The following is a 24160-nucleotide window of genomic DNA, read 5'->3' as shown; positions in this document are numbered from 1 at the left end:
TTGAGCGATGAAGGGGGCATATCAATAGGGCACGGGCGTGCGGCAGGGCGGATAGGGCGGCGCGCCGCAATAGCCCGGACCATAGACCGGCGCCGGTGGGGCATAGGCCCGCGGCGGACCGTAATAATAGGTCGGCGGCGGGGGCGGCGGTGTGGTCGCGGCGCTCACGACACCGCCGATGAGCGCGCCGGCGACCAGGCCGCCGATCAGCGCGCCGGTGCTGTTATGGGCGCTGGCGGGCGTGGCTCCGGCGAGGCCGAGAGCGACAATCAAAATACCGGTAGGAGCGAGGTGGGCACGTCGAAGGACCATCGGGTCTACTCCCCATTGCGCCGGGCATTCTTCCAGAAGGGGCGGGCTCGGGCAAGGCCGGGAGAGGCATCGTGACGTAGCTGCGATCAATTCCTGACAGTATCAGCAGAAGCTTGATAGTTCGATTGCAGGGGAGTGTCTTTTTACGTTGCTGAGAATATTCTTATGAAATGACGTTATCATTTGAAAGCAAATAATTTAATACATCGGATTATACTGATGGCTGCGCCTTCCATCCAGATTTGTTCAAAATCGTCAACTGTCGACAAAATGTCGGATGTGGCCTAAACCGGAGCGCCTTTGTCGGGCTGCCCAACCGGAGGCCGGACCACGACGTCGCCGGGGGCACAAGAGAACCGGGACAGGAGGAAACCGCCCATGGAACGCCAGACGACCCGATCGCGCCGCCTCCCGCCGAGCCGGTGCGGAAGCGGCCGCGCCGCCGGCCATGCTCTCGCCGCTGCCTTTGGCCTTGCCCTGGCGGCGATGTCGCTGCCCGCGCCGGCGACGGCCGAGGACGCACCGATCATGCTGCAGAAGATGGGCGCCTTCGCCTTCGGCGGCACCACCATCACCGGCGAGAAGGGCGGCACGCAGCATTGCAACCACGGCTATGCGCAGTTCCAGATTCCCGTCGAGCCGCGCCGCTATCCGATCGTCTTCTGGCACAGCGCCAGCACGGTGACGTGGGAATCCTCGCCTGACGGGCGCGACGGCTTCCAGAGCATCTTCCTGCGCCGGGGCTTCCCGGTCTACATCATCGACCTGCCCGGGCAGGGGCGTGCCGGCAATGGTTGCGGCGTGCTCGAATACAAGCCCAATCCGGGTCTCGACCAGTACACCTTCGACGGCTGGCGCTTCGGCACCTGGAATCCGCCGGATGCGCCGAAATTCTATCCGGGCGCACAGGTGCCGGCCAACGATCCGCAATGGCTCGACCAGGTGCTGCGCGCCCGCTATCCGGAAGCCGAGGGCGACGATGCCAATGCCCGCAACGCGGCTGCCGTGGGCGCGCTGCTGGACAAGGCCGGCGATTCCATTCTCGTCACCCATTCCGGCAGCGGGGTGATGGGCTTCTTCACCGCCACCCGCGTGCCGCACGTCAAGGCGGTGGTGTCCTATGAGCCGAGCGCCTTCGTGTTCCCGCCCGGCAAGAAGCCGGAGGCGATCGTCACCGGCTTCAACAACAAGCCGCAGGACCCCGGCGTCGAGGTGAGCGCGGAGGAATTCGCGCGATTGAAGGACGTGAAGATGCAGCTCGTCTTCGGCGACTTCATCCCGACCGAGAGCAGCAAGGTGCGCGGCCCGGAGCGCCGGCGCATCAGCCTGATCTATGCCAGGCGCTTCGCCGAGCTCGTCAACGAGGCCGGCGGGCAGGTCGAGGTCGTCTATCTACCGGAGAAGGGCATCAAGGGGAACACGCATCTGCTGATGCTCGACCTCAACAATGTCGAGGTCGCCGACGTGTTCTCCGACTTCCTCAGGCGCACCGGTCTCGACGCCCGCAAATAGAGGCCGCGCGAGGATGCGTGACGCGGCGCGCCATGCGCCGCGTCACTGCGAGCCGCTGGCGCCGATGTCGACCATGCTGCGGCTCCACTCGCCGAGGAAGCGGCCGCGCCGCTGGTCGTCCTGCACGGCGAGCAGGGCGGGGCCGATGGCGATGGGCCGGCCGATGCCGGTCTGCATGATGGCGGACGCGCCCTCGATATCCGGTGGCGCCTGTCCGTCGAAACCGAAGAAGAAGGCCTTCTCCCGCGCCGTCGTCTGGCCGCGCGGGGAGAGCAGATAGTCGAGGAAGCGCGTGGCGGCGGAAAGGTGCGGCGCGCCATTGGGGATCATGGCGCCGCGGCTGAGCACGAGTGTGTAGTCGGCCGGCATGACGATGCCGATATCCGCCCCGGCGCGCATTCGAGCATAGGCGTAGGACGCCAGCATGTTGTAGCCGATCAGGACGCGCCCGGCCTCGACCTCGTCGAGGATCTCGCTGGTGCAGCAGCGCACCACCACCGCGGCGCGGCCGAGCCCTTCCAGCAGGCGCCCATAGGTGGTGGTGGTCTGCAGCGCGTCGTTGAAGGCGAGCAGATAGCCGATGCCGGAGAGGCGGATGTCGTAGGTGCCGACGCGGCCGCGATAGGTTTCCGGTTCGAGGCGCAGCCGGTCGGCGAGCTCGAGATGGGTCTTCGGCACGGCGTCCGGCGGCACGAGCTTGCGATTATAGACGAAGACCACCGGCTCGAAGGTGAAGCCGAACACGTCGCCCCGCCATTTCGCCCAGCGGGGCAGGGCGGCGGCGTTCGGCGGATCGACATTATGGGCGCAGCCGTCATTGGCGAGCCGCACCAGTTGGTCGACGGAGGAGGAGAGCAGGATGTCGCCGATGACGCGCCCGCTGCGGCAGGCTTCCGACGCGGCGGCGTAGAGGTCGTTGGTGACATATTCGACGAAGGCGACCCGCAGCCCGGGATTGGCCTCCTGAAAGTCGAGGATGAGCGGGCGCATCGCCGCGAGGTCGGTGGCGGCGTGGATGGACAGCACCTCCTGCTCCGCGCCGCGGCTCGGGAAATCGGTCGTCACCTGCGCCTGCGCCGCACCCGCCGCGAGTATCGCCAGCGCCGCCAGCAGGCCGGGCCGGGTGACGCGCCGCAACGTCCATGCGGCTGTCATGTGCTTCCTCATGCCTCGTCTCCGTCGTGCCGGATCGTCATGATCACCGCGAAGCCGTCCGCGCCCCGCGCGGCGAAGCCGAGCGCGCCGCCATGCATGGCGAGCACCTCGACCGCTATGGCGAGCCCGAGGCCGGACCCCCGCTCCGAAGGGGCGCCGAAGCGGGTGACGACACGCGGCCAGTCCGTCTCGGGAATGCCCGGCCCGTCATCCTCCACCTCGATCTCGGCCCCGCCAGGTATTTCGCGCAGGCGGATGGTGATGCGCGTCGGGGCGCCGTGGCGGACGGCATTGTCGATGACGTTCTTGACCGCCTCCTTCAGGCTGATCGCGTCGCCCATGATCTCCAGCGATCCGCGCGGCGCCTCAAGCGTCGTGATGATGTCACGCTCCAGCGTGTCCGGCACCGCCTCGCGCATCGCGCGGCGGACGATCTCGACGAGGTCGACCGGCTCGAACCGCACCACGCCGGCGCGGTGGCCGACCATGGCATGGCTCAGAAGCTGCCCGGCAAGGCGCGAGAGCTGGTCGACCCGCTGCTCGACGCGCCCGAGATGCACGCGGGCCTGCCCGTCGATCGGATAGCGCGACAGCAGGTCGGACTGGGACTTCAGCGCGGTCAGCGGGGTGCGGATCTGGTGGGCGGCGTCGGCGACGAATTGCTGCATGAGATCGACGCGGCTCTTCAGCCGCGCGATGAACTCGTTGGTCGCCGCCACGAAGGGCCGCAGCTCGCGCGGCGTGTCGATGGTCACCGGCGTCATGTCGTGGGGGTCGCGCCGGCGCAGGGCGTTGCCGACCCGCTCGATGGGGCGCAGGGCGTAGCGGATGGCGAACACCGCGCCGCCGAGCGCGAGCCCGCTCATCACCGCGATCAGGCCGACCGCGCGCAGGGTGAGCTCGCGCGCGAGCTGCTTGCGCGCCTCGGTGGTCTGCCCGACGACGACGTCGACGCGGCCCTGCACGGCCGGGTCGGCGAAATTGCGCGAGGTCTTGGCGATGCGCACGGCGACGCCGCGATAGCGGCCATCCTCGATCGCCGGACGTTCCAGCACATCGGCGCTGGCCTCCGGCACCGGCAGGTCGCCATAGCCGGTTAGCGTGCGCCCCGCGGTGTCGACGATCCGGTAGTAGATGCTGTCGCGCTCGGAGAGCGCCAGCAGCTCGAAGGCCGATACCGGCAGTTCCACATGCAGCGTCCCGCCTTCGACCTGAACCGCTTCGGCCATCTGCAGCACAGCGCCGACCAGCAGCCGATCATAGGCCTCGTTCGCGGCCTCGCGCGCGTAATACCAGGCGGCGGTCGTCAGCAGGGCGGCGCCGACCGCGAGCACGACCGAGATGAGCGCGATGAGCCGCGCGAAGATCGATGGTTCACGTCGCGCCATCGCGCACCAGTTGATAGCCGAAACCGCGCACGGTCACGATCTGCGCCTTGGCGCCCTGCAGCTTGCGCCGCAGCCGGCCGACATAGAGCTCGACGGCGTTGAAGGACGGCGCCTCGACGTCATAGCCGAAGACCTGGTCGAGCAGGTCCTCCTTGCTGAACACCCGCCCCGGCCGGGAGGCGAGGATCTCCAGAAGCGTGACCTCGCGGCGGGTGAGATGCACCTCCCGCTCGCCGACCTGCACCGAGCGGGCCGAGCGGTCGATGGTGATGTCGCCGCAGGTCAGGATGTTGGTCGCGTCGCCATGGCGGCGGCGCAGCAGCGCGCGGGCGCGCGCCTCCAGCTCGCGGAAGTCGAACGGCTTCACGAGGTAGTCGTCGGCGCCGATGTCGAGCGCGCCGACGCGGTCCTCGATCTCCGAGCGGGCGGTGAGCATCAGCACCGGGGTGGTGCGGCCGGCGGCACGGAGGCGCTGCAGCAGCGTGAAGCCGCTTTGCCCCGGCAGCATAACGTCGAGGATGACGAGGTCGTAGGTCGTGGCCTCCAGCGTTGCGGCGGCGGCGGTGCCGTCGGTCTCGTGGTCGACCACGTGTCCGATGCGCGCGAAGCGCTCAATGATCGCCTCCGCGACGTCCAGCGTGTCCTCGACGAGAAAAATGCGCATGCGGCGGCCGGCGGCGTGACAGGTGGATGACAGGTTCCCGCCCTAGCGTCCCGCGCAAGCACCGCTCAAGACGGGCGTTTTTCTATTCAACCGGGAGGTCGAACATGATGAAAACCATCGCTTATTACACTGCGGCCGTGGTGCTTGCGAGCGCCTTTGCGTTTCCCGCTGCGGCAGCTCCGGAAAAGACCGAGTGCCTCGCCGGCGCCAAGCCAGGCGGCGGCTTCGACGTCACCTGCCGGCTGGCGGCGAACTCGCTGCTCGCGGCCAAGCTGATCGAGAAGCCGATGATCGTGACCTACATGGAGGGCGGCGTCGGCGCGGTTGCCTACAACCATGTGGTCGGCAAGCGCTCGGCCGACCCGACGCTGATCACCGCGGCCTCCACCGGCTCGGCGCTGCTGCTCGCGCAGGGCAAGTTCGGCCAGTATGACGAGAACGCGGTGCGCTGGCTCGGCGCGCTCGGCGCCGATTATGGCGTCATCGTCGTCGCGGCGGATTCGCCCTACAAGTCGATGAAGGATCTCGTCGAGGCCTACCGCAAGGCACCGAACGAGTTCGCCATCGGCGGCGGCGGCGCGGTCGGCAGCCAGGACTGGATGAAGGCGGCGCTGATCGCCAAGAGCGCAGATCAGGACCCGAAGAAGATCCGCTATGTGGCTCTCGAAGGCGGCGGCGCGGTGCTGACCGCGCTCGAAGGCGGCCACATCAAGATCGGCGCCGGCGAGGCGTCCGAGATGGCGAAGCACCACGCCGCCGGCAAGGTGCGCATCATCGCGGTGATGTCCCCCGAGCGCCTGCCGGGCGAGCTTTCCGCGATCCCGACCGCGCGCGAGCAGGGCTACGCCTTCGACTGGGTGGTCTGGCGCGGCTACTATGTCGGCAAGAAGGTCTCCGATGCCGACTACCGGTGGTGGGCTGACACCTTCAAGAAGCTGTCGGAAAGCCCTGAATTCGTGAAGGAGCGCGAAGCGCGCGGCCTGTTCCCCTTCACCCTGATCGGCGCGGATTTCGAGGCGCAGGTGAAGAAGGACGTGCAGCGCTTCAAGACCCTGGCCACCGAGGCCGGTCTCTGATCCTCCACGCATGGCGGCGGCTCCGGTGACCGGGGCCGCCCTTTTTCGATTGGACCCGTCATGACGACCTCGACCGGCCCGCGCGCCAGCACGCGGAGCGATCGCATCGGCGCGATCGTCCTGCTCGTCCTCGCCCTGCTCTATGGGTTGGAGGCGAGCCGCATCGCCTACTCCTTCTCCTCCGACCCGCTCGGGCCGCGCGTCTTCCCGCTGGCGCTCGCCGGCCTGCTGGCGCTGCTCTCGCTGATCTACCTGATGCGTCCGAGCGGGGCGGAGAGCTGGCCGCGCGGTCGGCTGCTCGCCGCCTCTCTGGCGATCCCCGCCCTGGTGCTGGCGGCGGCGCTGCTGCTGGAGCCGCTCGGCTTCGCCATCGCCATCACCGTCATGGTGGTCGGCGTCGGGCGCATCTTCGGGGCGAGCTGGCGCGCCGCGCTCATCGGCGGCGTCGCGCAGGCGGCGCTGTGGTTCGTGATCTTCCGCTACCTGCTCGACGTCTATCTGCCGGGCGGCAGCCTTCTCGGCCTTTAAGGGGCGACCGACATGGATTTGAGCTATCTGTGGACCGGCTTCGCCGTCGCGCTGACGCCGACCAACCTCCTCATCGGCTTCATCGGCTGCTTCCTCGGCACGCTGATCGGCGCGCTGCCGGCGATCGGGCCGATCAACGGCATCGCCTTGCTGCTGCCGATCGCCTACACGCTGGGCCTACCGGCCGAGAGCACGATGATCCTGCTCGCCGCCATCTATTCCGGCGCCGAATATGGCGGGCGCATCTCCTCGATCCTGCTCAACGTGCCGGGCGACGCCGGAGCGGTGATGACCGCGCTCGACGGCAATCCGCTGGCGCGGCAGGGCCGGGCGGGCGAGGCGCTGATGATTTCCGGCCTGTCCTCCTTCGTTGGCGGCATCATCGGCGTCATCGGCCTCACCTTCTTCGCGCCGATGCTGAGCGGCCTCGCCATCGGTTTCGGCCCGGCCGAGTATTTCGTGCTGATGATCTTCGCCTTCGCGACTCTCGGCTCGATGGTCGGCGACCAGCCGGTGAAGACGCTGATTGGCTGCGTCATCGGTCTGATGCTGGCCACCGTCGGCCTCGACGCCACCTCCGGCGCCTATCGTTTCACCTTCAACGAGCCGGAGCTCGGCGACGGCATCGAGTTCGTGGTGCTGGTGATCGGCCTGTTCTCGATCTCCGAGGCGATGCTGATGCTGGAGCATCAGGCGAGCGGCGGCTCGATCATCAAGGTCACCGGGCGCACGCTGGCGCGCTGGGCCGACATCGTGTTCTGCACCGGCGCCACCCTGCGCGGCTCGATCATCGGCTTCGTGGTCGGCGTGCTGCCGGGCACCGGCGCCTCGGTGTCGAGCGCGGTGTCCTACACCACCGAGAAGCGCATCTCCGACCGGGAGGGCACTTTCGGCAAGGGCGACATGCGTGGTCTCGCCTCGCCGGAGGCGGCCAACAACTCGACGGCCATGGGCGCCTTCGTGCCGATGCTCACCCTCGGCGTGCCCGGCAGCGGCACCACCGCGGTGATGCTCGGCGCGCTGATGCTCTACAATATCCAGCCCGGCCCGCAGCTCTTCACCGAGCGGCCGGAACTGGTCGGCGGCCTGATCGCCTCGCTCTATGTCGGCAACGTCCTGCTGCTGATCCTGAACCTGCCCTTCGTCGGCATCTTCTCGCGCGTGCTGCTGCTGCCGAACTGGATCCTGGTGCCGGGCATCCTCGTCCTCTCGGTGGTCGGCGTGTACTCGACCCATGCGAGCGTGCTCGCCATCCTGATGATGCTCGGCATCGGCGTGGTCGGCTGGCTGCTGCGCAAGCTCGGCTTCGACATGGCGCCGATCATCCTCGGCTTCGTGCTGGGGAGGGTGATGGAGGTGAACCTGCGCAACGCGCTCGCCATCAGCGGCGGCGAGATCGGTATCCTGTTCAGCAGCACCATTTCCATCGTGCTGTGGATCATGGCGATCGCCATCGCGGTCCTGCCCTATCTGATCAGCCGGCGCGCCAAGGCGCGTGCGGCGCGCGCGCAGGCGGAACTGCAGGGGCGGGCCTCGCAGGCAGGCTGAGACGCCGGGACGCATCGGGCCAGCCACTACAATGACGAACGCGGCGCCCTGAGCGCCGCGTTCTCGCATGTCGTATGGTCCTTCCTGCGATCCGGATGCGCGGCTCAGCCCGGCAGATAGCGGCCGATGGTCCGTGTGTCCTGCTGGACGATGGTCTTGAGGACGGTGAATTCCTCGATGGCCTGACGGCCGTTCTCCCGCCCGTAGCCGCTCTGCTTGATGCCGCCGATCGGGATTTCCGAGGCGACGTCGAGGAAGGTGTTGACCCAGACGATGCCGGATTCGATGGCGCGCGACACCTCGTTGGCGGTGTTGAGACTGTCGGTCCAGATGCTGGAGGCGAGGCCGTATTCCGTGTCGTTCGCCACGGCGATGGCCTCGGCCGTGTCGGTGAAGGGAACGAGGGCGATGACCGGGCCGAATATCTCCTCGCGCAGCGCCGCGGCGCCGGCCGGCAGCCCGGCGATCACGGTCGGCTCGACGAAATAGCCCGGCAGCGCGTCGAGCGTGCCTCCGCCATGGAGCAGCGTGCCGAGCCTGCGCGCCTCGGCAATATGGCCGGTCACTTTCCGGAAGTGCGTCTCGCTGATCAGCGCGCCCATCACCGTGTCCGGGTCGTTGGGATCGCCGACCTTCACGCTTTTCAGCTTCTCGGTGAGCAAGCCGGCGAAACGCTCGAAGATGCCCTGCTGCACGAACACCCGGCTGCCGCTGCAGCACTCGGCGCCGGCATTGTAGACGAAGCCCTTGATGCAATTGTCGACGGCGGCGTCGAGATCGGCATCGTCGAAGACGACGAAGGGATTCTTGCCGCCGAGTTCGAGCACCACCTTCTTCATGTTGCCAGCGGAGGCCTGGACGATCTTCCGGCCCGTGGCGGTCGAGCCGGTGAACGAGATCACCCGGACGTCGGGATGCTCGGCGAGAGCCTGCCCGACCGGATCGCCGACGCCGGTGACGACGTTGAACACGCCGTCCGGCAGGCCCGCTTCCGTCAGGATACGGGCGATTTCGAGAGTGGTGCCCGAGGTCATCTCGCTCGGCTTGACGACGACCGAGCAGCCGGCCGCGAGCGCGAAGGGCAGCTTCTGGCTCAGCACGACGAGCGGATAGTTCCACGGCGTGATCAGCGCCACCACGCCGGCCGGCTGGCGCAGCACCAGCGCGAGCTTGTCCCGGCCGAGATTGGAGTGCACGTCGCCATGGATGGCGCGCGCCTGGCCGGCGGCGAAATCCCAGATGTCGCCGGCCCACGGCACTTCCTCGGTGGCCTGCCGCAGCGGCTTGCCGGTCTCCTCGCTCTCGATGCGGGCGAGGGCGCCCCCGTCATTGCGCAGCTTTTCGGCCACCTTGCGCAGCACGTCGGAGCGCGCCAGCGCCGGCAGGTTGGACCAGCGGCCGTCTCTGAAGGCGGCGCCGGCTGCCGCCACGGCGTGGTCCACATCGGCCTTGGTGCCGGCGGGCCAGGAGGCGACGGGCATGCGTGTGGCGGGGTTCTCCCGCGCGATCATCTCGCCGCCGGTCGATCCGGCATTCACGCCGTCGATGAAATGACCGTACTCACGCATCTGCTTGTCCCCTTCGCAGGCTCTGAAAATCCGTAGGTTCGAGCGGCACGCCTTGTCCTTGCGCTCCGCTAGGAGGCGCTGCCGTTGCCGCGCGACGGGCCGCGGAAGAGCAGCCGGTTGCACAGCAGGATGATCAGCAGCGAGCCGACGCCGACCAGCGTGAAGATGGCGTTCACCGACGGGGTGAAGCCGAAGCGCATCTGGTTCCACACCCAGATCGGCAGCGTCGGCGATGTGCCGGAGAGGAACAGCGTCACCATCACGTCGTCGGCCGACAAAGTGAAGCCGAGCAGCGCCCCGCCGATGACCGCGCCGCGGATCGAGGGGAACAGCACATGGACGAAGCTCTGCCAGTGATTGGCGCCGGCATCCATCGAGGCTTCCAGCAGCGCGCCGTCGAGCCGGCGCAGCCGGGCGAGGATCACCATCAGGATCACCGGCATGACGAAGCTCGCCTGCCCGATGACGGTGCGCGGGACGCCGGAGGGGATGTGCGCGAGCTGGGTGGCGAGCACCATGACGATGCCGAGCACCACGCCCGGTATCGCCACCGGCAGCGCCAGCGCGAACTCGAAGAAGCGCGGCTGACGCACCCGTCCGTAATGGATGGCGAAGGCGAAGCCGGTCGCCGCCACGGTGGAAACCAGCACCACGGTGAAGCCGACGACGAGGCTGCGCTGCACCGCCTCCAGCATCGCGTCGTTCTGCGCGAGCTCGACGTACCAGCGCAGCGTCATCCCCTGCAGCGGGAAGGCCTGCACCGAGGAATCGTTGAACGACATCAGCATCATGATGGCGAGCGGCGCGTAGAGGAACAGATAGGGTACGGCGAAGGCGACGGCCGCGCCGGCGCGCAGCAGACGTTCGCCGGGGGTGCGCGGTGCGCGTGACGATGGCGGCTTGGCGCCCTCGTCGCCCATCAGCACGCCCTTCGTCTGGCCGAGCCACATGACGAAAGCGAGCACGAGGCCCGCGCTCACCATGAGACAGACCGCGATGGCCGAGCCGTAGGGCCAGTTGTTGGCGATGCCGAACTGCGAGGCGATCACCATGCCGATCATGGTGCCGTCGATGCCGCCGACCATGGAGGGCGTGATGTAGTCGCCCACCGTGGTCAGGAAAGCGAGTGCGAAGCCGATGGCGACGCCCGGGCGCGAGAGCGGCCACACCACGTGGCGGAAGGTCTGCCAGGCGGAGGCGCCGCTGTCCTGCGAGGCCTCGATCAGCGAATGCGGGATCTTCTCCAGCGCCGTGAAGATGGCGATGAAGGCGAAGGGAATGGAGATGTAGGTATAGGTCAGCAGCACCGAGAAGCCGGTATAGAGGAAGGCCTCGCTCGGCTGGTCGAGGATGCCGCTGTTCACCAGGAACGAGTTCAATATGCCGTTCTGGCCGAGGATCATGCGCCAGGCAAAGACGCGCATCAGCAGGCTGATCCACAGCGGGATGATCACCAATACGATCAGCACCGAGCGGCCGCGCTGCACGACACGCGCCGCGTAATAGGCCATCGGGTAGGCGATGAGGCAGCCGAGCACGGCGGCGGCGGCGCTGGTCGCCAGCGTGCGCATCAGCAGCCACTGGAAGCTGGCGGAGTTCCACAGCCGCAGATAGCTGGCGACGCTCGGATCGAAGACGATCAGCCCGTTGGAGGTGCGCAGGAAGCTGGTGCCGATCAGCAGCAGGTTCGGCACCAGGACGAGGGCGACGAACCAGGCATAGACCGGCCAGCCGAGCATGCTGAAGGACCGGAGCCGGAGAGGGCGGGCGACGGGCGTGGCCATGGTTCCGGCTTCGACGGCTTCGGTGGCGATGTCAGCCATGGAACACCGTCGCGTTGTCCGGCTCGAACATGACCCGCACCCTCTGGCCGGGCGCGGCGCCTTCCCCACCCGTCGAGGGCACATGGGCGATGATGCTCATCTCGCCGCAACGCACGTTCACCTCCAGAGCATTGCCGAGGAACAGCACGTCCTCGACCGTGCCTTCGAGGCTGCAGGCGCCGTTCGCCGGCTCGCCGGGGGCGCCGAGGCGGACGCATTCGAAGCGCACCGCCATGCGCGCCGGCCCGGCCCGCGATCCGGCATCGCCGCGCGGCGCGTCGAGGCCGGCGAGTGGCTGGCCGCCGAGCATCGCCGTCACCTCGCTGCCGCGGGTGACGAACTCGATCGGCAGCAGGTTCGAGCAGCCGACGAACTGGGCGACAAACTCGGAGGAGGGGTCGAAATAGATCTCGCGCGGCGTGCCGAGCTGGGCGATGCGGCCCTCGCTCATCACCGCCACGCGGTCGGACATGGAGAGGGCCTCGCCCTGGTCGTGGGTGACGTAGACGAAGGCGATGCCGAGCTCGCGCTGCAGCGAGACCAGCACATGCTGCATCTGCTGGCGCAGGCGCAGGTCGAGCGCGCCGAGCGGCTCGTCGAGCAGCAGGATGCGCGGCCGGCAGACGATGGCGCGGGCAAGCGCCACGCGCTGGCGCTGGCCGCCGGAGAGCTGGTGCGGCAGGCGGGCGGCGAACTCGCCCATGCTGACGAGCTCCAGCCCTTCCTGCGCCTTCGCCATGCGCTCGGCCTTGCGGGCGCCGGCCATGCGCAGCGGATAGGCGACGTTCTCCAGCACGCTCATATGCGGGAACAGCGCATAGCTCTGGAACACCGTGCGCACGTCGCGGCGGAACGGCGGGACGTGGGTGACGTCCTCGCCGTCAATGATAATGCGCCCGATGTCCGGGCGCTCGAAACCGGCGATCAGGCGCAGCAGCGTCGTCTTGCCGGAGCCGCTCGGGCCGAGGATGGAGAAGAATTCGCCGGGCTCGACCGAGAATGAGATCCTGTCGAGGGCCGGACGCACCGCCCCCTCATAGGTCTTGTCGACGCCCGCCACGTTGAGGATCGGCTGCGAATCCTTCGCCATCACCCGTGCTCCGATGTTCGAGGGAACGCGCGCTTGTCAGAGCGTGCCGGCCTTGAAGTCGTTCCAGATCTGCAGGCGCCGGTCGAAATCCTCCGGCTTCTGCAGGATGACGAGCTTCTGCCAGAAGTCGCCGGCCTCGGCGTCCTCAAGATTGGTGCGCTTCAGGGTCTTCTCGGTGACGCCGCCCTTCTTGGCTTCGGCGGCGGTGAGCACGCCGTTGTTGGTGGAGGATTCGATGAAGCGGGCCTGCCACTTGGTGGCGAGGTTGTCGTTGATGAACTTGTAGACGATGTCGCGGTCGCCCTTCTTGGAGACGCCGGTGCAGTCGATCCAGGTCGGGGTGCCTTCCTTGGGCAGCGAGTAGTTGAAGTTCTTGCCCTTGTCCTGCAGCGAGGTGACCACCGCGATGTTCTGGCAATAGCCGATCACGGCGTCGCCGGCGGCGTAGATCGTCGTGGCGTCGTCGAAGCCGCGGGCGATGGTGCGCACCTGGCCGCGCAGCGCACGCAGCGCCTTCTCGCAGGCGGTGAAGTCGGCGTCGGTCAGGTTGAACGGATCCTTGGCGCCGACATAGAGCGCGATCATCGGGAAGACGATCGTGCAGTCGTCGAACACGTTGACCTTGCCCTTGTACTTCTCGTCCCACAGGATCGCCCAGCTATCCGGCGACTTGACGACGTCGGCGTTGAACATCAGCGGCTGGGTGCCCCAGTTATAGGGCACGCCGACCACCTCGCCGCCGACCGTGGTGTATTTCTTCCAGTCGAGCTTCGGGGTGATGTTGGCGATGTTCGGCACCTTCGCGGTGTTGAACGCGGTGATCAGCCCGGCCTCCTTGAAGCGCGGCAGCGAGCCGGTCTCGATGTACATGACGTCCGGCTTGATGGCGCCGGAGAAGGGCTGGGAGAACAGCTCGTCGACCGAGCCGATGACCACCGGCTTCACCTCGACGCCGTTCGCCTCGCTCCATTCCTTGCACCATGCCGGATCGTGGTAGGTCTCCCAGGTCAGGAGCACGATCGGGTCCTGCGCATAGGCGCGCCGCAGGACGCCGGGGGCGGCCAGGGCGGCAGCCGCGACGCCCATGCTCTTGATTACGCTGCGCCGCGACGGCGCCCCGCTTCCATTGAGGCTGGTCATTCTTATCCCCTGTGGTTGGGCCTCTGGCGGCCTCTGCAGGGTTCGGCAACTATCGTGCCAGCCGAAATGATCAGGATACGAAAAACAATCAGGCCTGTGTGATAGGCAAAATACCTACTGTTTCACAATAAAAATGATTTATCCGCGTGCCGATCGAAGAATATGCGAGCGTATATGTCGGGATCATCCATGAGACACGTCGAAATGTACGTGCAGGAATGAGACACACAGGTGTCAGCGTCGCGACGTTGCGTGAATGAGCCAGTGTGTCGCGCCAATGCGACATTCTCCTCCGCGCAGCGCGGCGGTTTTCAGTGAACGATCTGGTAGCGCTGGAGCTTGCGGTAGAGCGTCGCCCGGCTGAGCCGCAGGGCGGCGGCGGCGGCCTTCACGTTGCCGCCACAACGAGCCAGCATGGCGACGATGGCTTCCCGCTCGGCGGCGGCGATGGCGTGGCGCGCGGTGCCCGCCTCCAGCGCATCGAGAGGCATATCGAGTGGTGCCTCGGGCGCCGGCGGAGTGGACGGCGCGGCGAGCGGGGCCGTGACCCGGGTAGTGCCGCGGATCTGGATGTCGCCCGGCATGACGAGGCCGCCCTCGCAGACATGCACGGCCCGGTTCAGCACATGCCGCAGCTCGCGGATGTTGCCGGGCCAGTCATGGCCCATCAGCAGGGCCAGCGCCTCGGGGGACAAGGCCAGCCGGCGTCCCTCCGCGAGGTCGGAGAAGACGGTCTCGATCAGCGCGCGGCGGTCGGTCCGCTCGCGCAGGGCCGGCAGGTCGATCACGGCGCCGGCGAGACGGTAATAGAGGTCTTGCCGGAACTGCCCCTCGGCGATGCGGGCCTCGAGATTCTGGTTGGTGGCGGCGACCACCTGCACGTCGATGCGGCGCGGCTTGCCGGAGCCGAGCGGCGTGACCGTTCCGGATTCCAGCACATGCAGCAGGCGGGTCTGCTGGCTAACCGGCATGTCGCCGATCTCGTCGAGGAACAGCGTGCCGCCGTCGGCCTCGACGAGGCGGCCGGGGCTGCCCTCGCGTCGCGCGCCGGTGAAGGCACCGCCGCCATAGCCGAACAGCTCGCTGTCGATCAGTGTGTCCGGAACCGAGGCGCAGTTGAAGGCGACGAAGGGGCCGTCGCGGCGTGGGCTCTCGTCATGCACGGCGCGGGCGAAGGCGTCCTTGCCGACGCCGGTCTCGCCGAGCAGCAGGATCGGCAGCGATCCGCCGAGCACGCGCCGGATGAAGCGCACATTGGTCGCCATGCGCGGGTCGCTGCCCGCGCAGTCGTCGAGGGTGAGGGCGCCGGTGGTGGTGCGTTGCGGCGGGGCCGGGTTGCGCAGGCGCGCGGGCTCGCTCGGCATCGCGGCCGCACGCATCATCTGGGGCGGCGCTTCCATCGGAGCGCTGAGGGAGACGGCGACGGCATCGCCGCCCTTCTGCAGATGCAGCGTCAGCTCGGAGCCCGACAGCCGCGTCAGGTCGAACAGGCGGTGGTCACGCTCGAACACCGCCCACAGGCTGCGCACCCGGGCGAGCTGGACCTTGTCCTGCAGCGCCTCGCGCGCGGCGTGGTTCAGGCCGGCGAGCTGGAAGTCGCTATCGATCGCGATGAGTCCGTGATCGACCGGGCTGGTCGCGAATTTCAGGATGTAGTTGCGGCGGAAGGCCTCGCGGAACAGGCGCTCGCCGATACGGTCGGCGAGCCCGGTGGACAGGCCGAGCACGACCTTCAGCGTCTCGCGCTGCAGCTCCGGATTGCGGATCGAGATGTTGATCGCGCCGATCAGCTCGGCGTCGGGGCTGAACAGCGGGGCGCTGGCGCAGGAGAGCGCCGAGAACTCGTAGAAGAAGTGGTCGTTGGTGTGGACCCCGACCGGCCGGCGCTCCACCAGGCAGGTGCCGATGGCGTTGGTGCCGGCCGACTGCTCGGCCCAGGCCGTGCCCGCCCGCTCCACCTCGCTGTAGAACTCAGGATTGTAGTTGGCCCGCTCGGCGATGATGTAGCCGTCGAGATTGCCGAGACTGATGCTGAAGCCGGCCAGCGAGACGGCGCCGAAGATCGCGTCGATCTCGGGCTGCGCGATGCTGAGCAGCTTGTCGTTCGCCTCACGCTGGAGCCGCAGCTCGGCATCGCTCACCGCCTCGATGCGGAACTTCGCGGCCGGATCGAAGCGGTAGCCTTCCATGCAGCGCCGCCAGGACGCCGCCATGGCGTCGGCCGCGCGTAGCTGCCGACCCTCGCCGCCGGAGACGGAGAGTTGGTTGGCGTTCGAGACGATGCGCGAGACGTGACTGCGCAGATCCAGCATCGGGGGCTCCGGGTCAGGTCCCTCGATTAAATTTTGCGCAGCACAAATCTTGGTCGTCAACCTGAATCCCCTTCGCGAGGACGGACCGGCGGAAATGCGGAACGGGCCGGCTGAGCCGGCCCGTTCCCTCAGGCGAAGAGCATGCGCAGATGGTCGTTCAGGAAGACCCCGTCGGGGTCCATCTCGCGGCGCAGGCGCTTGAAGGCGTCGTATTTCGGATAGATGCGCTCCAGCCGCTCGGGCGTCATGAAGTGGTGCTTGCCCCAGTGCGGGCGCGCGTCATAGCGGTCGAGGATCGCGTCGGCGTCGCGCAGCATGGCCCAGGTGGATTCCTCCAGCGGACCGGAGATGGAGAGGGCGTAACCATCGCGCTCGGCATAGGCGGATAGATAGGTGTCGTCGGCCTTCACCGCGCGGCACTCCACCGGGTAGAGCGCGTCCGGATATTTGGTCTGGAACATGTGCCGCACTTCCGCGAAGCACTCCTCGAAGCGCGCGAACGGCACCGCGTATTCGATCTCCCGGAAGTTGGGGATGTAGTCGTTCGGGTAGATGATCGAGGAGTGGTCGAACTGCTCGCCCGGTCCGAGATCGGGCGCCGGCTCGGCGACCGGCACGGCGTTGTAGGTCCGCATGTGGCAGATGTCGAAGTCGCGCGTCGCCTTGGAGGGCACCACGCCGCCCGGCAGCTCATAGAGATCGGCGGATTCCTTGCGCGGCAGCCAGAAGAACCAGAAGGTCCGGTTGGCGTCGAGCAGCTCGTGGAGGTTGCCGATGCAGTCCTCGGTATCGGTGTTCCAGGAGCGCTTGAGGATGTTGTAGGACGGCACGGCCTGTATCGTCAGCGAGACGATGAGGCCGAACAGGCCGATCGAGGTGCGGAACGCCTTGAACAGCTCGCCGTCGGCGGCCGTGAGGTCGCGCAGCTCGCCGTCCGCGGTGACGATGCGGGCGGCGATGAGCTGGGTGGACAGGCAGCCGAGCTTTTTGCCGGCGCCATGCGTGCCGGTCATCAGCGCACCGGGAACCGCCTGCCGGTCGATGTCGCCCTGGTTGTTGAGCGACATGCCGTTCGCGCGCAGGAAGCGGGTCAGCTCGCTGACCCGCATGCCGGGACGCACGGTGACCTGGAGCTTCTCCTTGTCGACCGAGACGACCTGGTTGAAGGCGTCGAAATCGACGTGCACGCCCGGCGTCGGCACGACGGCCGGATTGGAGTGGCCGGCGCCGCTCGCGCGGATCGGCAGGCCGAGCTTGCGCGCCTCGCGCACCACGGCGCAGACCTCCTCCTCGGAGGTCGGCCGCGCGGTGTAGCGGGGGACGAAATACTGCTCCCCGAACCAGTTCCACCACAGCTTGCCGGGCTTCAGCACCCCGGCGGTGTCAACGCTCAACATCCCGCCAACCCCGCCTTCAGACCGCGATCGCCGGCACGTCGCCGAGCTCCGCATTGACGGCGGGCATCACGCGCCGCGCCAGCAGTTCCATGGAGCGGCGCATGGCCGGCTTGTCGTCCCATTCATGCGAGGTCATCATCAGCGTCCCGAAGGGGCCGACCTCCTCGCGCAATTCGAGGATCTTGCGGGCGACCGTCTCCGGGCTGCCATAGATCACGAAGTTGTCGCGCACCAGCTCCGGGGTGATGGTCGCCGGGTCAGTGTCGCGGAACGGGGCGAGCAGCGCACCGGCGCCCATGCGCTCATAGACCTGGTACATGTAGTCGTAATACCAACTGAAGGCGCCGCCGGGGGTCTTCACATGGCGGGCGGCGGCCTCGTCGGTGTCGGCGACGAAGATCGAGCGGGCGACACGCCATTTCGAGCCGTCGGGTGTCTTTCCGAGCTTGGCCATCTCGTCGCAATAGGTCTCCCAATGGGTCTTCACCACCCAGGAGGCGACGAAGTTCGCCGAGATCGGCATGAAGTCGTGCCGCGCGGCCATCCGCATCGAGCTCGAATAGGGGCTCGACACCGAGACGGCGAGCGGGGGATGCGGCTTGGTGAGGGGCTTGGGCATGATGCCCACCCCGAGGTCGGGCCAGTACATCTTGCTCAGCTTGATGTCCCAGAACTTGCCGGGGATGTCGTAGGGCGGATCGGACGTCCAGATCTTTTTGATGATGTCGATGGAGTCCAGCATCATCGCGGTGCGGTCGGCGTTCTCCATGTTGAACACTTCGAAATCCGAGCCGAGGCCGCCAGTGCCGATGCCGAGGATCAGCCGGCCGCGCGTGAGGTGATCGGCCAGCGCGATATGGGCGGCCGCCATCACCGGATGGTAGAGCGGCAGGGTGATGACGCCGGTGCCGAGCTTGATGCGCTTGGTCTGCGACGCCATGTGCGCGAGGAACATCAGCGGCGAGGAGATCTGCTCGATTTCTGCCGAATAATGCTCCCCGACGAAGCCCTCCGCGAAGCCGAGCTCGTCGGCCAGCTTGAACGCCTCGATGTCCTCGTCGAGCGCGGTCGGGTAATCCCGGCCGACGGAATGAAGCGGCATCATGAAGAAGGAAAGCTGCACGACCGGACTCCCTTGAAGGCTCGCCGGCGTGGCGCCGGCCCATGGCTTCCCTTCGGCAAGCCGCATGCCAGATGGTCAATCCGTTGATTTTGCTGGCGTATGGGCGTGCGCGGCGGCATCCGGCGCGCGACGCGTCTCATCCCAGAGAAAGTGGCGACAGGCGTGCGAAGCAGTGCGCTCACGGCTGAGGCGCGCGATCGCTCAGAAGCGCGTCGGCGCGAAGGGCGCGAGGTCGAAGGCCGGCGGGCGGCCGGCGATGAGATCGGCGACCGCCTGCCCGGTGCGGGCGGCGGCGGCGAGGCCGACATGGCCGTGGCCGAAGGCATAGGCGACGTGCGGGCAGAGGCTGGCGCGGCCGATGACGGGCAGCGAATCCGGCATGCTGGGGCGGAAGCCCATCCAGCGCGTATAGCGCTCCTGCGGATAGTTCGCCGCGAGCCCGGGGAACAGCCGGCGGCCGAGGGTGAGCAGGTAGTCGGCGCGCTGCCAGTTCGGCGGGGCGTCGAGGCCGGCGAACTCGACCGTGCCGGCCATGCGCAGGCCGGTCTCCATCGGCGTCGAGACGAATTTGGCGCTGGCGTCGAGGATCGGAAGCCGCGGCAGCGTCTCGGGATCGCGGATCAGCACGTGATAGCCGCGCTCGGTGTCGAGCGGGACGTTGTCGCCGAGGCTGGCGGCGAATTTCTTCGAATGCGCGCCGGCAGCGACAACGGCCGCGTCGGCCGCCACAAGCCCGCCATCGGTCTCGATGCCCTTGAGCGTCGCGCCCTCGCGGACGAAGCCGCGCACCTCCGCGCGCAGGAGCCGCCCGCCGTCGCGCTCGAAGGCCTCGGCGAGCGTGCGCACCAGCCGGTTCGGATTGACGGTGTGGCCGTTCTGCTGGAACAGCACGCCGATCTTGTAGTCGTGCGAGATGCTCGGCTCGAACTGCCAGAGCTCGTCGTCGCGCAGCACCTCATAGGCGATGCCGTTGTCGCGGCGCAGCCGGTAGCCGAGCGCATCGCCGTCGAAATCCGCCTGCGAGCGGTAGACGGCGAGATGGCCGTGCCGGTGGATGAGATCGTCGGCGCCGGCATTGCGAACCAGCGGCAGCCAGGCGCCGTAGGAATCGTCGAGCATGGGCCGCAGCGCGCGTGCCTGCGCCTCCACCTTGTCGAGCCGGCCGGCTTGCACGAAGCGGATCAGCCACGGCGCCAGCGTCGGCAGATAGCTCCATTTGATCGACAGGGGCCCGAGCGGGTCGAGCAGATAGCCCGGCACCTTGGCGAGCGTGCCGGGCGTCGACATCGGCACGATCGAGGAGGGATTGAGGCAGCCGGCATTGCCGAAGGAGGCGCCTTCGCCGATGCCGCCGCGCTCGATCAGGACGACGTCGTGCCCGTCGCGCAGCAGGAAGCTCGCCGCCGCGACGCCGATGGCGCCGCCGCCGATGACCGCCACGGTGCGCCGCGAAATCCCAGTGTCCGCCATGGTTCAGGCCGCCTTGACGAAGTCGGCGCAGCGTTCGCCGATCATGATGCAGTTGGCGTTGAGGTTGCCGCTGACGATCACCGGCATGATCGAGGCGTCGGCGACATAGAGGTTCGACAGGCCACGCACCTTCAGCGTCTCGTCGACCACGGCCATGGGATCGCTGCCCATCTTGCAGGTGCCGGAGGGGTGGTAGATGCCGATGGCGGTGGAGCGGACATAGTCCGCCCATTCGTCGTCGCTTCTCACTTCCGGCCCCGGCTTGAACTCGCCGATGACGTGGCGGGCCATGGAGGGCGCCTCGAAGATGGCGCGCAACTGCTTCGCCCCGGCGATCAGCGTGTCGATGTCGCGCTCGTCGCCCAGCAGGTTGGGCTGGATGGCGGGCGGGGCGAAGGGATCGGCGGAGGCGAGGCGCACCGTGCCGCGCGACCAGGGGCGATGCACGTTGTTCAGCGCGGTCACCGCCGGCCGGTCGAACAGGATCGGCCCGGTGTCGGTGAGGTCGTAGCCAGCCGGGGTGAAGTGATACTGGGTGTCGCAGCGCGGCAGGTCCGGCCGCGAGCGGGTGAAGGCCAGCACATGGGTGTCCGGCGTGGTGCCGGGCCCGCGCCCGGCGAACAGCCAGAGTGCACCGAACAGCAGCGCGTTCCACAGATTGTGCTGCACATTGTAGGTCGGCTGGTTGACCCAGGCGATGTGGCTGGTGCCGGCATGGTCGTGGAAGTTCTCGCCGACACCCGGCAGATCATGCACCACGGCGACGCCCTTCTCGCGCAGATGCGCCTGCGGGCCGACGCCGGAGAGCTGGAGGATCTGCGGCGAGCCGAAGGCGCCGGCGGCCAGCACGACACCGCGCGCGGCGCGGGCGTTGACCGTCTCGCCGCCCCGTTGGAACTCGACGCCGTTCGCCTGCTTGCCCTCGAAGGTGATGCGCCGCACATGGGCGCCGGTCAGCACCGTCAGGTTGGGGCGACGCTTCCAGATATAGGCGCGCGCGGAATTGCACCGCCAGCCGCGCTTCTGCGTCGCCTGCACATAGCCGACGCCGCCCTGCGGCGGGCGGTTGAGGTCCGAGGTCAGCGGCAGGCCGGCCTCCAGGCTGGCATGGAGGAAGGCGTCGGACAGCGGGTGCGAGGTGCGCAGGTTCTGCACCGAGAGCGGGCCGCCCGCGCCGTGGATGTCGTTGGCGCCGTTCTCGTTGTCCTCGGCGCGCTTGAAATAGGGAAGCACGCTGGTGGCGTCCCAGCCCTTGCAGCCGGCGGCCGCCCAGTCGTCGAAATCCTCGGGCTGGCCGCGCACATAGAGCATGCCGTTGATCGAGCTCGACCCGCCGAGCACCTTGCCGCGCGGCATGTAGTCGGTGCGCCCGCCACGCGAGGGGTCGGGCTGCGAGGTCAGGCGCCAGTCATAGTTCGGATTGCCGATGGCGTAGAGATAGCTCGCCGCCGGCATCAGCACGGCGAGGCGGCGGTCTGAGCCGCCGGCTTCCAGCACCAGAACGCGAGCCCGTCCGTCCTCGGCAAGCCGTCCGGCCACGGCGCTGCCGCCCGAGCCGGAACCAATGACGATGTAATCAAATTCCATGGAACACAGGCTTTTCACGAGGCAAGGGGACTTCCCTTGGCTTAGGTCAACGCATATGACAATAATTATGTGAAGTATAGTATGAAGTGAATAGCTTCCGAAATCTCAGAGTTGAGACATTCTATTCTCACGACTGAGAATGCATTGCCGTGCCTATAGCCTATTTCGTTCGTCGATGGCCAGCGGTGCGTCGGTGCGGTGCAATATGTCACCGGCTTGAAGCGGGGCGCCAGACGGTTGCCGAGCGTCATAGGCTGCCTGTGGACAGGAAAGCGCCACTTCGTGGCGTTATGCTGTCAAATTGAGCGCGTGGCGGCATAGGAAATCGGCAGCTTTCCGATCGCGGCGCTTTACAACTTCATAATATCTTTCAAAATCTTCTTTGGCCGGCTTCGGCACTGCGGTGCCCCGCCATCGTTGCACATGACGCTGTTTCCACGCTCTGCATGCCCAGCATGAAGAACAGGATCGAACGCTATGATGGATCATGGTCGGAAAGTGCTCGCGGCGGTCCGTTCGGGACCGAGCGTGCTGCCGGTCGCCGATAGCTTTCCCTACCGCTCCTGGTCCCGCTGCATCGAGGAATACGGCCTCGAGCCGGGCCCCTGCAGCGTGATTCCCCAGGTCAGCCACCGGGAGATCAACGACGCCCGCGCCGCGCTCGAGGAGAAGCTCAACTTCGCCTATGACGAGGTCGACTTCCTCTACTCGATCGTCGGGCGCATCGGCTATTGCGTGACGCTGACCAACGCGGAGGGCGTCACCGTCTCCGAGCGCGCCGACCGTTCGTCGCGCTACTATTCCGACACCGAGCGGCCGGGCTCGGTGTGGAGCGAGCGGCTGGCCGGGACCAACGGCGTCGGCACCTGCCTGCGCGACGCCGCGGTCACCTCGGTCTACAAGGACGAGCATTTCTTCCAGGACTTCATCGAGATGTCCTGCGCCGGCGTGCCGCTGTTCGCGCCGGACTGCTCGATCTGGGGCGCGCTCAACATCACCGTCCGCAATCCGAAGCTGCAGCGGGAGACGCACGAGATCGCCATCGAGGTGGTCCGCAAATCCGCCGAGCGGCTCTCCGAGGCGATCTTCCGCCGCAGTTTCCGGGACCGCACCATCCTTAAGCTGCTGCGGCACGACGGCTCGGCCTGTCTGCTGGCGATCGATGCCGACCACGCGGTGGTCGGGGCCGACGTCGCCGCGCGGCAGTTGCTGAGCCTGCCGAAATGCGATTTCTCGCCCTTCTCGCTCTGGCGCCTGTTCAACCGCGATCCCGGCGCGATCCGCGAGCAGGCCAGCCACGCGCGGCCGCTGGAACTGCGCCGGCACGACGGCTCGCCGCTGCGCGGCTATGTCTATGCGCCGCTTGAGGATCGCGGCCCGGCACGGATAAGGCCGGTGCCGGCAGGGCGCCCGGCTGCCGGCGCGGCGGACAACGTCACGCTCGACCAGTGGGCCGGCGCCGAACCCCGCATGAAGCGCAGCGTCGACATCTTGCGCCGCCTGAAGCGCACTGGCCTGCCGGTGCTCGTGCTCGGCGAGACCGGGGTGGGCAAGGACACGCTGGCGCGTGCCTATCACGGCGAATCCCCGCGCGCCGCGCAGCCCTTCGTCGCGCTCAACTGCGCCGCCATGCCCGAGACGCTCATCGAGAGCGAGCTGTTCGGCTATGCCGGCGGCGCCTTCACCGGCGCGCGCAAGGAGGGCTCGGCCGGGCGCTTCGTGCAGGCCCATGGCGGCACGCTGTTCCTCGACGAGATCGGCGACATGCCGCCGCATCTGCAGACCCGCCTGCTGCGCGTGCTGGAATCCGGCGAGGTGGCGCCGCTCGGCTCGGGCAAGATCCAGCGGGTGGACGTCCAGGTCATCGCCGCCACCAACCAGAAGCTGGAGCAGCGCATCGCCCAGGGCGCGTTCCGGGCCGATCTCTATTACCGGCTCGCCGGCGTGGTGATCGAGGTGCCCTCGCTGCGCGAGCGGTCCGACATGGAGACCGTGGTCGATGCCTGCATCGCCCGCACGGTGGAGCCGCTCGGCATGCGCGTCGCCCCGGCGGCGCGGCGTATGCTGCTCGACTATCGCTGGCCGGGGAACCTGCGCGAGCTCTATCTCGTGGTGAGCCGAGCCACCTCGCTGGCCGACGGCAAGGTGATCGAGCCGCACGACCTCCTGCTCTCCGTGCCGGCCGCGCAGCCGGAGGCGCCCTATGCGATGGGGCTGGCGCCGGTGTCCGCCGAGCGAAGGCCGACCAGCGTGCGGGCGCGGGTCGACGAGGTCGAACGGGCGGCCATTCTCGACAATATCGCGGCCTGCCGCGGCGACATTGCCGCCGCCGCCCGGAATCTCGGCATGAGCCGGGCGACCCTGTACCGCCGGCTCAAGGCGCACGGCATCAGCCGGCGCTGATCTCTGAAGCATCCCCCCGATCGGATGAAGTCATCCGATTGATGAGGAAAATATTGCAGCCGAT

The 24160-nt window shown here is 67.8% G+C and carries 18 protein-coding genes; 5 read left to right on the top strand and 13 right to left on the bottom strand.

The window, feature by feature from the left end; genetic code table 11:
- Positions 1-21: 21 nt before the first annotated feature.
- Complete coding sequence (locus U742_RS0109520; protein ID WP_029352378.1) at positions 22-312, bottom strand: hypothetical protein; 291 nt, start codon at positions 310-312, stop codon at positions 22-24.
- A gap of 378 nt (positions 313-690) precedes the next feature.
- Between U742_RS0109520 and U742_RS0109515 the strand changes: the two genes are divergently transcribed.
- Complete coding sequence (locus U742_RS0109515; RefSeq protein ID WP_051661011.1) at positions 691-1824, top strand: alpha/beta hydrolase; 1134 nt, start codon at positions 691-693, stop codon at positions 1822-1824.
- A 42-nt stretch (positions 1825-1866) separates the two neighbouring features.
- On the opposite strand, the gene U742_RS0109510 is transcribed toward U742_RS0109515, so the two are convergent.
- Genes U742_RS0109510 through U742_RS0109500 form a run of 3 tightly spaced genes read right to left on the bottom strand, consistent with a single transcriptional unit; the run spans position 1867 to position 5031 of the window.
- Positions 1867-2979, bottom strand: coding sequence for an ABC transporter substrate-binding protein (locus tag U742_RS0109510; RefSeq protein ID WP_029352374.1), 1113 nt, complete (start codon positions 2977-2979; stop codon positions 1867-1869).
- A gap of 8 nt (positions 2980-2987) precedes the next feature.
- Positions 2988-4367 carry a sensor histidine kinase gene (locus tag U742_RS0109505; protein WP_029352372.1) on the bottom strand — a complete coding sequence of 460 codons (1380 nt, stop codon included), beginning with the start codon at positions 4365-4367 and terminating at the stop codon, positions 2988-2990.
- Positions 4354-5031 (bottom strand): response regulator transcription factor, encoded by a 678-nt coding sequence (locus tag U742_RS0109500; RefSeq protein ID WP_029352370.1) that lies wholly within the window; start codon positions 5029-5031, stop codon positions 4354-4356. The genes U742_RS0109505 and U742_RS0109500 overlap by 14 nt, the downstream gene beginning before the upstream one ends.
- 104 nt (positions 5032-5135) lie before the next feature.
- On the opposite strand from U742_RS0109500, the gene U742_RS0109495 reads away from it, so the two are divergent.
- The 3 genes from U742_RS0109495 to U742_RS0109485 are packed head-to-tail and all read left to right on the top strand — an operon-like array spanning position 5136 to position 8183.
- Entirely contained in the window at positions 5136-6107 is a 972-nt protein-coding gene (locus U742_RS0109495; RefSeq protein ID WP_029352368.1) for a Bug family tripartite tricarboxylate transporter substrate binding protein, read from the top strand.
- 60 nt (positions 6108-6167) lie between these two features.
- On the top strand, positions 6168-6635 hold the full coding sequence (locus U742_RS0109490) for a tripartite tricarboxylate transporter TctB family protein (protein ID WP_029352366.1): 468 nt from the start codon (positions 6168-6170) through the stop codon (positions 6633-6635).
- Between the two features lie 12 nt (positions 6636-6647).
- Positions 6648-8183 (top strand): tripartite tricarboxylate transporter permease, encoded by a 1536-nt coding sequence (locus tag U742_RS0109485; RefSeq protein ID WP_029352364.1) that lies wholly within the window; start codon positions 6648-6650, stop codon positions 8181-8183.
- A 104-nt stretch (positions 8184-8287) separates the two neighbouring features.
- Here U742_RS0109485 and U742_RS0109480 read toward each other — a convergent pair whose 3' ends face one another.
- From U742_RS0109480 to U742_RS0109440, 9 genes are all read right to left on the bottom strand, one after another.
- Positions 8288-9751 carry an aldehyde dehydrogenase family protein gene (locus U742_RS0109480; protein WP_051661010.1) on the bottom strand — a complete coding sequence of 488 codons (1464 nt, stop codon included), beginning with the start codon at positions 9749-9751 and terminating at the stop codon, positions 8288-8290.
- A 68-nt stretch (positions 9752-9819) separates the two neighbouring features.
- Entirely contained in the window at positions 9820-11574 is a 1755-nt protein-coding gene (locus tag U742_RS0109475) for an ABC transporter permease subunit (protein WP_029352361.1), read from the bottom strand.
- Positions 11567-12664, bottom strand: a complete 1098-nt coding sequence (locus tag U742_RS0109470; protein WP_029352359.1) for an ABC transporter ATP-binding protein — start codon at positions 12662-12664, stop codon at positions 11567-11569. Before U742_RS0109470 ends, U742_RS0109475 begins: the two co-directional genes overlap by 8 nt.
- A 36-nt stretch (positions 12665-12700) precedes the next feature.
- Positions 12701-13804 (bottom strand): ABC transporter substrate-binding protein, encoded by a 1104-nt coding sequence (locus U742_RS0109465; RefSeq protein WP_029352357.1) that lies wholly within the window; start codon positions 13802-13804, stop codon positions 12701-12703.
- 311 nt (positions 13805-14115) lie between these two features.
- Positions 14116-16116, bottom strand: coding sequence for a sigma-54-dependent Fis family transcriptional regulator (locus tag U742_RS0109460; RefSeq protein WP_029352355.1), 2001 nt, complete (start codon positions 16114-16116; stop codon positions 14116-14118).
- A 128-nt stretch (positions 16117-16244) separates the two neighbouring features.
- Entirely contained in the window at positions 16245-17513 is a 1269-nt protein-coding gene (locus tag U742_RS0109455; protein ID WP_029352354.1) for a D-arabinono-1,4-lactone oxidase, read from the bottom strand.
- 16 nt (positions 17514-17529) lie between these two features.
- The gene (locus U742_RS0109450; protein ID WP_029352353.1) at positions 17530-18636 is read right to left on the bottom strand and encodes an LLM class flavin-dependent oxidoreductase; all 1107 of its coding nucleotides are present in this window, start codon (positions 18634-18636) and stop codon (positions 17530-17532) included.
- A gap of 201 nt (positions 18637-18837) precedes the next feature.
- Positions 18838-20106, bottom strand: coding sequence for an NAD(P)/FAD-dependent oxidoreductase (locus U742_RS0109445; RefSeq protein ID WP_029352352.1), 1269 nt, complete (start codon positions 20104-20106; stop codon positions 18838-18840).
- Between the two features lie 3 nt (positions 20107-20109).
- Positions 20110-21693 (bottom strand): GMC family oxidoreductase, encoded by a 1584-nt coding sequence (locus tag U742_RS0109440; protein WP_029352351.1) that lies wholly within the window; start codon positions 21691-21693, stop codon positions 20110-20112.
- A gap of 480 nt (positions 21694-22173) precedes the next feature.
- On the opposite strand from U742_RS0109440, the gene U742_RS0109435 reads away from it, so the two are divergent.
- A complete protein-coding gene (locus tag U742_RS0109435) occupies positions 22174-24096 on the top strand; it encodes a sigma-54-dependent Fis family transcriptional regulator (RefSeq protein ID WP_197028223.1) in 1923 nt (640 codons plus the stop codon).
- The last annotated feature ends 64 nt before the right edge of the window (positions 24097-24160 follow it).

The sequence above is a fragment of the Allobosea sp. 117 genome, from assembly GCF_000702305.1.
Classification (GTDB): Bacteria; Pseudomonadota; Alphaproteobacteria; order Rhizobiales; family Xanthobacteraceae; genus Ancylobacter.
The sequence above is the reverse complement of the archived record's forward strand: the minus strand, read 5'-3'. Positions and strand labels throughout refer to the sequence as shown.